General features: G+C 57.4%; 7 protein-coding genes. 5 read left to right on the forward strand and 2 right to left on the reverse strand.

Annotated features, from left to right (window positions below; all coding sequences use genetic code 11):
• Positions 1-177: 177 nt before the first annotated feature.
• Complete coding sequence (locus ACGY09_RS20285; RefSeq protein ID WP_397569196.1) at positions 178-4,401, reverse strand: protein kinase; 4,224 nt, start codon at positions 4,399-4,401, stop codon at positions 178-180.
• A gap of 219 nt (positions 4,402-4,620) precedes the next feature.
• A complete protein-coding gene (gene uvrB, locus ACGY09_RS20290) occupies positions 4,621-6,687 on the reverse strand; it encodes an excinuclease ABC subunit UvrB (RefSeq protein WP_397569197.1) in 2,067 nt (688 codons plus the stop codon).
• Between the two features lie 451 nt (positions 6,688-7,138).
• Between uvrB and ACGY09_RS20295 the strand changes: the two genes are divergently transcribed.
• From ACGY09_RS20295 to ACGY09_RS20315, 5 genes are all read left to right on the forward strand, one after another.
• Complete coding sequence (locus tag ACGY09_RS20295) at positions 7,139-7,390, forward strand: hypothetical protein (protein WP_397569198.1); 252 nt, start codon at positions 7,139-7,141, stop codon at positions 7,388-7,390.
• Positions 7,387-7,929: a DUF2243 domain-containing protein gene (locus tag ACGY09_RS20300; RefSeq protein ID WP_397569199.1), complete on the forward strand. Its 543-nt coding sequence runs from the start codon at positions 7,387-7,389 to the stop codon at positions 7,927-7,929. The genes ACGY09_RS20295 and ACGY09_RS20300 overlap by 4 nt, the downstream gene beginning before the upstream one ends.
• A 192-nt stretch (positions 7,930-8,121) precedes the next feature.
• Positions 8,122-9,213, forward strand: a complete 1,092-nt coding sequence (gene truD / locus ACGY09_RS20305) for a tRNA pseudouridine(13) synthase TruD (protein ID WP_397569200.1) — start codon at positions 8,122-8,124, stop codon at positions 9,211-9,213.
• A 244-nt stretch (positions 9,214-9,457) separates the two neighbouring features.
• Positions 9,458-11,182 carry an ABC transporter permease subunit gene (locus tag ACGY09_RS20310; protein ID WP_397569201.1) on the forward strand — a complete coding sequence of 575 codons (1,725 nt, stop codon included), beginning with the start codon at positions 9,458-9,460 and terminating at the stop codon, positions 11,180-11,182.
• 137 nt (positions 11,183-11,319) lie between these two features.
• The gene (locus ACGY09_RS20315; RefSeq protein WP_397569202.1) at positions 11,320-14,130 is read left to right on the forward strand and encodes a c-type cytochrome; all 2,811 of its coding nucleotides are present in this window, start codon (positions 11,320-11,322) and stop codon (positions 14,128-14,130) included.
• The last annotated feature ends 470 nt before the right edge of the window (positions 14,131-14,600 follow it).

The raw sequence follows: 14,600 nt of genomic DNA on the forward strand, positions 1-14,600 counted from the left end.
GGGACAGTTCTACAGACAGGCGAGACGACTGTTCCGCAGGGGGTGACGGTCAACGTGATCTCGATGTTCGCGCTACGCTCTGAGACCGATGTAAGATTTGTGGCCAGACCGACAACGGCTCACGGCTTTGGAGCATCTGTGGATTGATCGACTACGTCACTGTTCCTGTGCCGTTGGTCAGAAGCCGATGTCCTTTTTTGCTCTCACGTTGGGCGGAACAGTGGGGATGGTGGTTTGAGTGCCCGCTTTGGCGTCGGTCGTCACTTTTTTGACCGCAGCCAATTCTTCGAGGGCACCGATGTGGGCACCCACCGCCTGGCCGTCTGAACCCCAGGTCGCGCCTGCCGAATTAGGGTCGAGCAGAAATGAGGAAATCTTCAAGAGAGCCCACTTATTGGGCAGGCCGTTTTTCAACTGTACCCCCTTGGCACCGGTCAACAGCCGGTCATCATTCGAGGGACCCCAGAGGTTCATCCAGTTAGCGACAGCGGTGATCGGTTCCTTGTTTTGCTCGCGCAGAAGCGAGGGGAGCTCTTTTGCGAAGCCGTTGGAGATTCCCCACCAATCGACCTGCTTTTGCTCGAGCACAGGCCCCACGCATTCCACAACCGTGGAGTTAGCTGCCTCGTTGAGGCGGAATTCCAGCGGCGGAACGACGGCGCAGGAATCGATATAGAGGCGCATCGGGGTCTCGACGACTGCTGTTCCTTCTGCGGCAACGATTCGGAGAGCCGCTTGCGAAGCTGAGAAGGTGACGTTCTGCAGATTGATCACTGGCAACAGAGCGTTGCCCGTCCGGGCGGGTTGAAGGTCGATGCCATAGCCCCGGACGGCGACGATACTATTGCGCACATGCAGTTGACCCGCGGGCGATTGGAACTGGATTCCTACGCCGTTGCTCATCAAAAGCGAATCGGTCACGGCGAGATACGCTGGACCACTTTCGGGCGAAGGAGAGGCTTCCGCAGTGGTTCGCCAGGTGACCAATCCCTGGTGATGCGCAACCTCTTGAAGCTGTGGGCCGCTCAATTGGCAACCTCGCAGGGTGACGAGGGAGTTCGTCGAATGGACCAGCCAGGGAAGGGGAGCCGCTTTGGTGTTGGACGAAGCCTCCAGCGTCGCCGATTGAAGTTCAAGAGTTCCGTTTTCGATGGTAAACAGGCCGGGGATATCGGTTTTTGATTTTCCCTCAGGAACCTTCGGCTGGATCTTCAGCGGAGACCCTTCTGCCTGGGTGAAGACAACGCGAACCGATTTTCCCGCAATGCGTGCAGGCTGCATCGTGACGAGACCTGCCCCCGTCGCTTCGAACAGGGTGCCGCTGGTCCAGTCGTTCCTGTTGAGGATTGCACCGAGGTCTTCCCGTCCCAGGTTGACCTTTCGCGTGGGAGGAGCAGCATCGGGCCGAGTCGGTTCCGGGACCGCAGGGCGTTGAGACAGGGCGATGAGCCGGGCCTGCGAAACGGTCCCCGGCAGAATGAGCTGGCTCGTTGTACACCCCGGCAAGCCGCCGCTGGAGGCGGTCAGCTCACGGAACGGAAGGGTGGATTTATCAAAGTTCTGAAGCTGAATGGCTCCCAGATCGGGGAAGCTGGTTTCCGGCCAGATGAACCTTTGAAACTGCCTCGGTTCAAATGGCTTGCCCCAGACCCGTTGCCATGCATCTGGGTTGGCGACTTTAAACGATGACTTATCCAGATCCAGCAGCCGCTCAAACCCGATATAGAGCGTCGATTGTGAGGTCCAGGTGAAGTTGGTCAGCCAGCCGGACGCCGAGGACGTTGAGCTGGGCCATCGGACGGCCGATGCGAGTACGGTCGTGTTGCCAGCTCCTTCGGCGGCGCAGATGGAGTCCTGCAGCAGCAGTGCTGTCGTCGGTGGCTTGGGCTGATTCTCTGCTGCTAGCTCGAAGATTTCTTTTCGACCATAAAGTGTCGATCGCAGGATTCGAATCAGGCGCTGGGGCGTGGTCGAAAGAGATTCCACCGTCCCGGTGAACGGCTTGTTGCGGATGACGAGAGAGGGAGTCGTGCCGGAGACGAGCAACGAGTCCTGGATGACCACATCACAGCGAGCACGGTCAAGTCGAAGTGCCGTGAGACCATTACCGCGGACGACAACATGGTCCAGCAGGACGTGGGGTTCCACAGAGGGGACATTCTGAGCGTCCTGGTCGCTGGTGAATGAGAACGCCGATGCGGGGGCTGAAGTGCTCCCTGTGGCGGTGAACGAGCAGTTTCTGACGTACATTCGGCCATCATTGACCGAGATCAGGGAAAGGGGAGCCTGTCCCATGTCGGCTGTTCGATCAACGACGAAATGCAACCCCCTCAGTTCCAGCGTGCCGTTACTGAAGGCGAGAGCAGTGCGTGAGCCCTGCAGCGTGGGCGTGATCATCACGAGGGGCTGGTCTGTTGATGAAGCGGGTGCGATGATCAAGCGGTTTGCGGTCGAGATTTCCAGATGAGAAAGCTGGAATGGGCCACTTCCCACCAGTTGGATGTATCCCCCGCTTTTGCCGGCAACTTTTAATGCTTCGTCCAGGGTTGTGAAGTGGTGGGTGGTCGTGGCACCTGGTCCCACGGTGATTGCCGGAAGATCGGCAGGAACGGACGATGGGCGGGTTGCCCATTCGGGCACAGGCTGCCGGGTAAAGTCAAACTCCGCCGGTGGCGTTTGCGCGGCTGTGGAGTTGGCTGCGGAACCCGTTGCGCTGGAATCGTCCGACTCCGCTTCCTGAGGCATTTGTGTTTCAGGGATGGACCCCGCGACGGCCGTAGGGGGAGCGACCGGCTCTCCGAAGGGGTTCTCTGCTGTTTGAACCTGGTTTCCCCATTGGACGATCTGCCAGCCCAGTCCGCCCACCAGGATCAGCACGACCGCAGCCAGGGCAACGTACTTCAGTGGATCAAGATTGATCGCCGGTCGATCTTCATTTGAAGCGAGGGGAATGGGTTCTCGTTTGGGGGGGAGAGGTTTCGGCGAGAATTTTTTGGGTTGCTTGTCCCGCGCGGACCCTGCTGAAGTCCCCTTGGGATTCCGTGGGACTGTCGGATCAGAGCCCTCATTCGTCGCCGAAACACGCTTGCGTTTGGTTGCCAGTGGATCCGCGTCTTCTTCGTCGTCATCGAGGGAATTTCGTCCCGTCAGACGTTGCAGCGATTCTTCATCGACCCCTTCGTCATCGCTTTGATCGACGCGTGAACGGGGCGATTTTGAGCGAGTAGGGAGGGGAGTGGCGTCGTCGACGGCCGTGTCAGGTGCAGGACTATTTGACCTTCGACGGGTTTTGGGCGGCGAGACCTCGTCGGAGATCTCTTCATCGTTCGGAAGGGGGCGCCGGCGCGCACGGGGCTTGTCCGACTCGTCCCCCTCAGGTTCGTCCTTCGGAGTTGGCTTGCGACGACGTTTGCTCGGTCGGGGTGATTCCGGATCGCCGACCGCTTCGATCTCTGCTTCCGGCTGTTCTTTGAGAGTCGAAATCTCGTCATCGCTCAGGTCGCTGAAGATCTCGTTCGAGAACGCCGCATTGGTCAGCTTGGAGTTTTCCAGATCGTCCAGGAGCTCGGCCGGAGTCTGATAGCGGTCAGCAGGCTTCTTGGCCGTCATGCGCCGCAGAACGGCAATCAGCCCTTCCGGAACGTTTTCATTGATGTCCCGGGGGTCGGGAAGATCCTTAATGGCGTGAGCCTGCAGCTTATTTGTCAGGCTTCCTTCCGCGAAGGGGGGATCGCCCGTCAGCATCTGGTACCACGTGCAGCCCAGCGAATACAAATCGCTGCGGATATCCGCAGACTTGCTGCTGCGGGCCTGCTCAGGGGCCATGTAGTCGACAGTGCCGACGGTGGTACCGGCACGGGTGATGTTGGTTTCCAGCGTGTCGTCGATCGAGCGGGCGAGACCCAGGTCGGTCACTTTGACGACGCCATCTTTTCGCAGCAGCAGGTTCGACGGTTTGATGTCTCGATGGACGATATTGTGTTCGAAGGCATGCTGTAATGCGGAGGCGACCTGCTTAATGATCTCGATCGAGCGTTTGACGGGGATCGTTCCGCGACGCCGGACTTGTTCGAACAGGTCAATTCCCTCGACGTACTCCATCGCTATGTAGAGATAACCGTCGGCCTCACCGGTGTCATACACGGCAACGATATTGGGATGCTCAAGCTGGGCGGCGGCCTGCGCTTCGGCCTTGAAGCGTCGGACGAGTGTCGGATTCTTGGCCTTGTCCCGAGGGAGAACCTTCAGGGCGACGAGCTTCTTGAGATCGGTGTTCCTCGCCAGATACACCGTCCCCATCCCTCCTTGTCCCAGTTTGCGTTCAATCTGGTACTTCCCCAGCGACTTGAGGGGAGGGGTCGATTCCTGATTTTTCGTTGCCGGTTCGGATTCGCTACTCATTGCGATCCCCCGTTTCATGGTCCAGTAACGACGGCATTGGTCGGGTGATGAAACTCGTATGCGACACACGAGAAGGCAATACGATTTTCATCATTACTTCCCACGAAAAAATCGACCGGAAAAAGAGGATTTCATGACAGGAATTTGGGAGCTTGCAGTGTACCAAAGTTTGGAAAGGTCCGTCAAAAGCTTTGAGACGCGGCAGGCATCCCCGATACTCTATCGATGGGGGTTTGGCTTGCGTTGACTCCCTTTGCGTCCACGACCGCGGCCCTTCTTGGGACTGGCGCTATCGTCTTCCGCGGGGACGGGCTTGCCCATTTGTTTCTTCAGTTGCACAATCCGATCCCGCAGCTTCGCCGCACGCTCGAATTCCAGTGATTCAGCCGCTGCAAGCATCTCGGCCTCAAGTTCATTGAGGTACTCCTGCGTGACGTATTGGCTTTCGCTTTCGACGCCGATCACTTTCTGGGCCATTCGCTTGGCTTCGATTTCTTCTTCAATACCCCGTCGAATGGCTTTCTTGATCGTTTCCGGCGTGATTCCGTGCTCTTCATTGTACTTCATTTGAAGGATGCGACGGCGCTTCGTTTCGTCGAGCGCTTCCTGCATACTGTCGGTCACACGATCTGCATAAAGCACAACTTCCGCATTCACGTTACGGGCTGATCGGCCGATCGTCTGAATCAAGCTCGTGGCGCTGCGCAGGAAGCCCTCCTTGTCGGCATCGAGGATGGCCACCAGTGACACTTCGGGGACGTCGATCCCTTCGCGGAGCAGGTTCACGCCGATCACGGCGTCGTACTTGCCTTCACGCAGGTTTCGGAGAATTTCGACACGTTCGAAGGCATCGAGTTCCGAGTGCAGCCAGGCGCACTTGATTCCTTCTTCGGTGAGGTAATTCGTCAGGTCTTCGGAAAGCCGTTTGGTCAATGTCGTGACCAGTGTTCGTTGACCTTTCTCGGTCCTGGCTTTGATCTGTTCGATTAAATGGGGCACCTGGCCCCGGGCAGGGTGGATGGAAATGGTGGGGTCGAGCAGACCCGTGGGACGGATCACCTGTTCGACAACCTCTCCTGCAGTCTGCTCAATTTCCCAGTCGGCGGGAGTGGCGGACACGAAGATGGTCTGCTTACGTCGGGCATTCCATTCTTCAAACTTGAGCGGCCGGTTATCCAATGCCATCGGCAGGCGAAAGCCATGCTCGACCAGCGTCGTCTTGCGTGCCTGATCGCCATTAAACATCGCCCGAATCTGGGGGATGCTGACATGGGATTCATCGACGAACAGCAGAAAGTCGTCGGGGAAGAAGTCGAGCAGCGTAAACGGCGGTTCACCCGGTTTTCGACCGGACAGAGCACGGCTGTAATTTTCAATCCCCGGACAGAATCCCATCTCACGTAACAGTTCCAGGTCGTGCCGCGTTCGGGCGTTCAGCCGCTGCCGCTCAATCAGCTTCCCTTCCTGCTGGAACTTTTCGAGTTGAACGTTCAGCTCGTTCTCGATCTCATCGGTCGCGGAAGTGATCCTGTCTTCGGGAAGGACATAGTGCTTGGCGGGATAAATGTAGATGTCGTTGAGTCGCTGAGCTTCTTCCCCGGTCAGGGGATTGATGATCGACAGCTTCTCGACCTCATCACCCCACAGTTCGATCCGGTAGGCAAATTCTTCATAAGCGGGCCAGACTTCGATCACATCCCCCCGGACACGGAAATTACTGCGGGCGGGGGCGATATCGTTCCGTGAATACTGGATGTCACACAGTCGCCGCAGCAGGTCATCTCGGTCAATGGTTCCTCCCACGGTCAGTGGCACCATCATTTCGAGGTAATCTTTGGGAGAACCCAATCCATAAATACAACTGACACTGGCCACGACGATCACGTCACGTCGACTGACCAGGGCACTCGTCGCCAGCAATCGCAGTCGATCGATTTCCTCGTTGATTGAGGAATCCTTCTCGATGTAGATGTCTCGTTGAGGGATGTAGGCTTCCGGCTGGTAGTAGTCATAATAACTGACGAAATAGGCCACGGCGTTGTTGGGGAAGAACTCGCGAAATTCGCCGTACAACTGAGCTGCCAGCGTCTTATTGTGTGACAGGATGAGCGCCGGTCGCTGCATCTGCTGAATGACATTGGCCATGGTGAAGGTCTTGCCCGAACCGGTGACACCCAGCAGCACCTGGTCCTTCTTGCCCTCGCGAATGCCTCTGACGAGTGATTCGATGGCGGCGGGTTGGTCCCCCGAAGGTTGGAACGGACTCGCAATTTGAAATTCGGGCATGGGACATCGCTTTCCGAAAGAGAGGATCAGCTCAAGTGTATCGGATCGCGGCTTCAAGCGAAGTCCGCCTGCGGAGAAACCGGCAATTCCGGTTGGACTCCTCCTGCCACTAGGGGGCGTAAACAGAACGGCCGCAACCGTTCCGCGACGACGTTGCTGGATGGTCAACGTCCAGCCCGACGTTTCAGCAAGCCGTATTTCCGAGCCTAACCGAAGGAGGAACCGCAATATTTGATGGGGCAAGAGTGCGTAACCAGGCGACATCGGCCTGCTCGAATGGGATCCCCCGGAATCGAGTCTGCCTGATTGCTCCGCCGGAACGCTCGTTGCACCACGACCTCTCCTCGGGAGTCGTCGGCCATTGCTCGAGAGCACTGCCGATTGGTCCAGCTGCGACACGGGCGGCCACGGAATCTGCTTGGCCTAATCAGAAATCATGGGAGAGACGCAGATGGCGATCACACTGCTGGCCTGTCCATTCTGCGAGGGGACAAACGGCCTCAATCAGGTCCGCGATGAAATCTTTTCCGCGTCGTTCGTGCCGAACACTCTCGTGATGGTCTTGCCCTTCGCCGTCTTTTGCCTCGTCCTGCGCTGGCTCTACCTCGGTTGCCCCATTCGCACTGCGGCGACGGAACCGTCTGGGGATCCTGCGACGACCTACTCCGAACCGAACTTTTCCTCCCTGCGAGAAACAAGATGAAAACCCATCGAGGCCCTCTGATCGCTGCGGCAACGGCTCTCGGGATCGGATTGGGTGGATTCCTGGACGGAATTGTGTTCCATCAGATCCTGCAAGCGCATGGGATGTTGTCGGCGAAGTATCCCCAAGTTGATCCCGATCCTTTGGTTGTGATTCGAAATCTGGAAATCAACATGTTCTGGGACGGGATGTTCCATCTGTTTAACTGGGTGATGACTTGCACTGGACTGCTCCTGTTATGGAAGGCCAGTAACAGGGCGGAAGTTCCCTGGTCGGGCTACACGCTCGCGGGAGGATTGCCGCTGGGGTGGGGAATGTTCAATCTGGTGGAAGGGATTCTTGACCATCACATTCTGCATCTGCACCACGTCAGGGAAACTCCTGACCATCTTGTCTATGACCTGACGTTTCTCGGTTCCGGGGTTCTGCTCGTCTTGGTCGGGGCGTTCCTGATCTCGCGAGATCAGGCGAAGAACTCGCGCGGGACCGCATTGCAGCAGGACAGCCAGTCTTCGATCGTCCAGGCCGAGATCCAGTAGGTACGGGCGGAAAATTTTTTGTGGTGATTCCTCTTGTGGGACTTCCCAGGGCGATGGCAAAAGGGGGCGACGCACCCTCTGTCCCTTTCGCTTCGCTCATCCACTACAATCCGGATTCGGTACGACGGTGGAAGCGATTGCGCGATTCACCAAGCCGCCAATGACGATGTCTACTCGACGGAACCTGAGACCATGCCCAAAGCCAGCAACAATCTTCCTTATTTCACCGCCGACCTGCCGGGAATCGGGGGCGAAATCAAAGTCGAGCCTGAAGATTTTGTGGTTGAAGAGATTCCCGCTTACGAACCGGGTGGTGAAGGGCAGCATCTGTTTCTGTGGCTTCAAAAGCGGGATATTCCGCATGATCAGTTGATTCGGCGAATGGCAAGCACGCTCGCGGTTTCACCGAACGACATCGGCTTCGCGGGGATTAAGGACCGCCGTGCAGTCGCCCGACAGTACGTTTCGGTTCCCATCAGTTGTCAGGAACGGGTGGGGGACCTGAATTCGGATCAAATCACTGTGCTTCAGGCCACTCCTCACGTCAACAAACTGAAAACGGGCCATCTGCGCGGCAACCGCTTCACCATTGTCATCCGCAATCCCGCCGAAAACGCGCTGGCAGTCGCTGAATCGGTTGTGCAGCGACTGAGCCAGTTTGGTTTCCCGAACTATTACGGAGATCAGCGGTTCGGTCACGATGGGGAAACGCTGAAACTGGGGCTGGATCTGCTGACGGGAGTGAAAAAACCGCAAGAGATTCCGTATTCCAAACGGAAGTTCCTGTTGCGACTTGCTTTATCGGCTGTTCAGTCCGACTTGTTCAACCAGGCGCTGTCTCAGCGACTGCAGGAGGGATTGCTGCACACGGTGCTGGAGGGGGATATCCTTGAAGTGACTCAATCGGGAGGAAAATTCGTCTCGGAAGATGTCACTCAAGAGCAGGCACGTCTTGATGCGGGTGAGGTCACTGTGACGGGGCCCATGTTCGGGGTGAAGATGTTGAGTCCCCACGGGGTCACCCTGGAGCGGGAAACCAAACTGCTGGCGGAATCGGGGCTCACCCTCGATCTGTTCCAGAAGTACAGTCAATTGCTTTCGGGGGCTCGCCGTTCATTCGTTGCACGGCCTGCGGAATTGGAGACGGCCCAGGTCAGTGAGGGGATTCAATTGAAGTTCACTCTTCCCAGCGGCGTCTACGCCACGACGCTGCTGAGAGAACTCATGAAGGACGATTCCGCTGCCGCCCCGGCCCCCACGGAAGACGCCGCCGATGAAAGCTGATGTCTCTGTGACTGGCTGCGCCGCTTGAGTGCTGCCGAGTATGGGCCCGGCACAATCATCCGTACCGAAAGTTCGGGGACACAAGAGTTTCGGGAATTTCGCACAGCGTTCGTCGCTTAACTCGAAGAAAGCGAATTTCGTTCGTATGATACGCACGACGTAATTGCATCTATCTCAGCGACGGAAGTGGACGCGAAATGGCCCCGATTCGTCGCCTTTATCCAATACATCTGAGGCTGATCCTGTGCTCGCTGGCCCCTTGTTTTCGCGTGAGGCATTGACGGTTCCCCGCCAGTTGTCGCACTTTCTGATCCGGTCGGGATATGTCGCCGCGTTCTTCGTGCTGATGTACACCGCGGCGCAGACAACGTTCGGCTGGCAGCAGGTGCGGAACCTGGGAGACATCGCTCGTTATGGGCAACTGGTCTTTCAGGTGCTGACAATGGTGCAGCTCGCCATCATGATTTTCTTCGCGGCGCTCTTCGCCGCCGGGAACGTGGCCCAGGAAAAAGACCGCAGGACGATGCTGCTCCTGCTGATGACGGACTTGCGCGACCGCGAACTGGTACTGGGAAAGCTCTGTTCCAGCCTGCTTTTGCCCGGAGTGCTTCTGGCCGCGTCGATCCCCGTTTTTACCCTCGTCCAAATGCTGGGAGGGGTCTCGCTGCAGCAGGTTGCGTGTGCGGTCGCCATCTCTGCCGCTTCGGGGCTTGTGGCGGGAAGCTGGGGTTCGCTGGTCGCTTTCTGGCGCGAGAAGACCTTTCAGACCCTGGCGATCACCCTCATCGGAATCGTCTTTTTTCTGGGGGTGGTTGAAGGGGTGTTGACAGTGACAGGAAGTCTGTCCGATGTCGGCATCATCATCGGTTCGCTCAACCCATTTCGTGCGATGGCGCGCGTGCTGGATCCCTTGAACAGTGCCGGCCGCTTCTCGTATTCGGCGGTGGCGCTCATTTCATCGGGTCTGCTCCTGCTGGTGGCGGTGCTGATTATTCTCTTTACGATCGTTCGAGTTCGTGTCTGGAATCCATCCCGCACCCTGGGCGATATGGCCACGCTCGACGAGAATGACCGAGGCGTTGTTCGTCCACCCCGTCCGGTCTGGAACAGTCCGGTCATCTGGCGAGAGATGATGACGAAAGCGTATGGACGCAAAGTGATCGTCATCAAGCTGGCCTATGTGGTGATCGCCGCTGCGGCTCTTTATTCGGTACTGACAGCTCCGCCGAATTCGCCCCTGGTGCTGGGAATGATTTCGCCGGTCGGAGCGGCTTTCGTCTCGCTGAGTCTCCTTTCGATGCTGCTGATCAATGCTCAAGGAGTGACGGCGCTCACCAGTGAACGAGACACCGGGACACTGGAACTGCTGCTCGCGACGGATATCAGTGCAAAAGAGTTCATTTTCGGAAAGCTTGGTGGGGTTCTGTATAACAGCAAAGAATTGATTCTGATTCCGCTGTTGTTCATGATTTGGTATCTCGGACAGGGCCAACTGACACTCGAGAACTTCATCTACATTGCGCTCGGTTTCCTGTCGCTGGTGACGTTTGCCGCCATGCTGGGGCTGCATTCGGGTTTGAGTTACACCGTATCCCGGACGGCAATCGCCAGCAGTCTTGGAACCATGTTCTTCCTGTTTGTCGGGATCTTCATCTGTATGATCCTGATCCTTCAGGCCCGCGCTTCGTTCGGCCTGCAGCTTCCCAGCTTTCTGGTCTTCATCCTGGGGGGAAGTCTGGGGCTTTGGGCGTCGCTCACCCACCGCAACCCATCTCCGGCCCTTACTCTAGCGGCTGGAATCTTGCCGTTCTGCACGTTTTATGCGATCACCAGCTTCCTGCTCGGTCAGACGTTGGGGGTCTGTCTGTTCGTTGTCGCGGCTTACGGCTTCACCACACTTGCCATGCTCGTTCCAGCCATCAGTGAGTACGACTCCGCACTCGGTCGAACGGAAATGCCGAAGGGATGATCTTGAAAGAATTCTCGATCAGGTCGCCTCGGCATTCTTGTTGGCCACAGGGCAACTGTGCGACGTTGCAGGGACTGAAGAATAGAACACCAATCTAGACGGGACCGTTTTCCAGAACTCGACAGGGAGTCTGCGAGATGTTTGTGCGTTCGGCGTGCTGTGTCGTCCTTCTGATTGTCGGAGTTCGGGAAAGTCACCTCTTCGCTGCTGAACTCGTCCCCCCTCGGCTGCCAGGGTTTGAACGTTTCTATGCACCGCCGGCTCACCCACCAAAAGCGGATGCCGAGGAGGAGGGCGACGACAGCGAACCGATCCCACTGAGCCCTGAAACGGGTGGCCGTGTGCTGTTAAGTGAACTCAACTGCGTCGCCTGTCATGCCGTTGACGAAGAGACTCGCACCCGACTGGCCTCGAAGCAGGCACCCGTTCTCGACACCATTGGGGCTCGAGTAAAGCCCGAGTGGTTGCGTGCTTATCTGTTGAGTCCTCACACGACGAAACCTGGCACGACGATGCCTGACCTGATGGAGGGACTGTCCGAATCCAAGCGGGCCGAGGATGCAGAGGCACTCACCCATTTTCTCGCCTCCACCGGGGGGTTGACGCTGACCAATCCCAATCCCGCCGCCGCCAGAAAGGGAGCCCACCTTTTTCGAACATCCGGATGCCTGGCGTGCCACGACGCACGCGGGACGGATCTGCGGCCGCTTGCAACGTCGGTACCCCTGCCTGATCTGGAAAAGAAGTACACGACATCCGGTCTGATGTCGTTCCTCAAGGATCCACTCAAGTCCCGCCCTTCGGGGAGAATGCCTTCGCTGGGATTGAACGATGAAGAAGCAGCGAGTCTGGCTCATTTCTTCGTCCAGGATAAAAACCTGAGCCCGACGTCGAAGTATCTGTTGTTTCACGGAAGTTGGGAGAAACTACCCGACTTCCGTGAGTTGAAACCGGTGGGGGATGGTGAGTGCTTTGGTTTTGATTTATCGGTCTCCGGGCGTGCAAACGACTACGCCATCCAATTCACCGCACTTCTCAATGTTCAGAACGACGGTGAATTCCAGTTCTGGCTGGGATCGGATGACGGCAGCAGGCTCGTCATCGATCACGACGTCGTCCTGGACTGTGACGGCATACATCCCCATCAGACGGTGCAGGGTCGAAAAGTCCTGGGAGCTGGCCAGCATCAGGTGGTTGTCGAGTATTTCCAGGGTGGAGGGGAAGCGACGCTGGAAGTGCAGATCAAGGGGCCTGGATTGCCCCAGCAACCCCTCAGCGGTTTGCTGTCGCTCGAGGCAACACCCAAACCTTCCACCGAAGAACAGCCATCGTTCGTGATAGTGCCTGAACTGGCGGCAAAAGGAAAAGAGCTGTTTGCCAGCATGGGATGTGCTGCGTGTCATGTCATAAATGTGGATGGTCAACGAATCGCGTCATCACTCAAAGTCAAGCCACTGGTTGAGGTACGACCTGATTCAGGCTGTCTTGCCGAACACATTTCCGGCAACCATCCCCGGTACGGGCTGAATGCGGCCCAGCGAGCGGCCCTGCATCTGGCGCTGAAGGTACCGTTCGAAGAAACTCTCGCGGAAGGCGTACATCGTACGCTGACGACCTTGAACTGTTACGCCTGCCATCAGCGCAATGGTCTGGGGGGAGCCGAAGCCGAACGCGACGGGGCGTTCGAGTCGCGGCAGCGGGAAATGGGAAACGAAGGTCGCCTTCCTCCCACGCTGACAGGAGTCGGTGACAAGCTGCGGGCAGACTGGCTGCGGCAGATTCTTCATCACAGCAGCAATGATCGCCAGGAATATCTGGTCACCCGCATGCCCCGCTACGGAGCGACGAATGTGGAACCCCTGGTGGACCAGTTCCGCAAACTTGACCAGCAGCCTGATCCGTTGCCACCGGCCGACTTTACTGAGCCGGAATATCGCGTGAAGGCACACGGGCGATTGATGGTGGGGGGGCAGTCTCTGTCCTGCATTAAGTGTCACGACTTCGGTCCGCACCCTTCGACGGGTGTCCGCGCCATAAATCTGACCTCGATGCATAAACGATTGAGACCGGAATGGTTCTACAGATACGTACTGGATCCCCAGGCTTATCGACGTGGAACACGCATGCCCGCTCCGTGGCCGTTCGGACAGACGACCGTCCGGAATGTCCTCAATGCCGACGTTAATCTTCAGGTACAGGCCGTCTGGCTCTATCTGTCCGATGCCGAGAAAGCCGCAGTCCCCGCAGGGCTTGTCCGGGAACCGATTGAATTGAAGCCGACCAACGAGCCGATTCTCTACCGAAATTTCATCGAAGGAGCGGGCAGCAGAGGAATCGGTGTCGGATACCCCGAAGGAGTCAACCTCGCGTTCGACGCCAATGAAATGCGTCTGGCTGTCATCTGGCATGGGGCGTTCATCGACGCTTCCAAACATTGGACCGGGCGAGGGCAGGGGTTTGCCGACCCCTTGGGAGACGACGTACTCTTCCTGCCGCAGCAGAGTCCACTCGCTATTCTCGATGCACTCGATCAGGAATTTCCTGCGACACCCGCCCGCGATCGGGGGTTCAAGTTTCTTGGATACCGTCTGGACGATTCCAACCGACCCACGTTTCGCTATTCGTGGAATGGACTGACCATCAGTGACACGCCGCTGCCTGTGGCCAGAGAGGGGCAGTATCCCTCGCTGAAGAGGAGCCTGGTTTTTGAGAATGCCCCTGACCGGGCGGATCAAACCTCACGTCTCTGGTTTCGAGCAGCCTCGGGGAAGTCGATTACTACGGAACGAACCGGTCTTTATCAGATCGAAGGGGTTTGGAAGATCGAGGTTGAAGATTCGCAGACCGTGCAGCCGCTCGTTCGTAAATCGGGTGAGCAGCAGGAACTGTTGATTCCCGTTCAATTGAAGAACGGCAAAGCCCGAATCGCCGTGCACTATGTCTGGTGAGCCACTGTGTCTGGTGAGCCACTGTCGTGAAGGTGGCACGGATGCAGCGACGAAACGCCCGCTCGCGGTGTCATTTCAGGGCGGAAGGAACGGTGAACGAAGGGGACACAGTCTCACGCTGATCTGTTCGAGGCCGTGAGCCAGAAGTTGTCGTTCGTTGCTGGTCCCAGCACGTCAGCCGAAGTTGTTGACCGATGCCCGGGAGGCGTAACGCAGAGGGCGAGAGACTTTCAGGTAATCCACCTCAGCAATCAGCGCTGGATTGTCCTGTCAAAAAAGTTTCGCAGTCGTTTCCAAAAAGAGGAGTCGGCTGAAAGCATAGGCGCTCGCCCGGCTCTGGCCATCAGACCAGTTCCGGCTACACTTCCAGCCGACTTACCCTTGGTGGAACCGACTGCGAAACATGTTCAATATCTGCATCCTTGCAGCAGTCGAAGTCAAAGTCTTGTTGACGAAGAGATACGAAAGCA

Source organism: Schlesneria sphaerica, assembly GCF_044336245.1.
GTDB lineage: Bacteria > Planctomycetota > Planctomycetia > Planctomycetales > Planctomycetaceae > Schlesneria > Schlesneria sphaerica.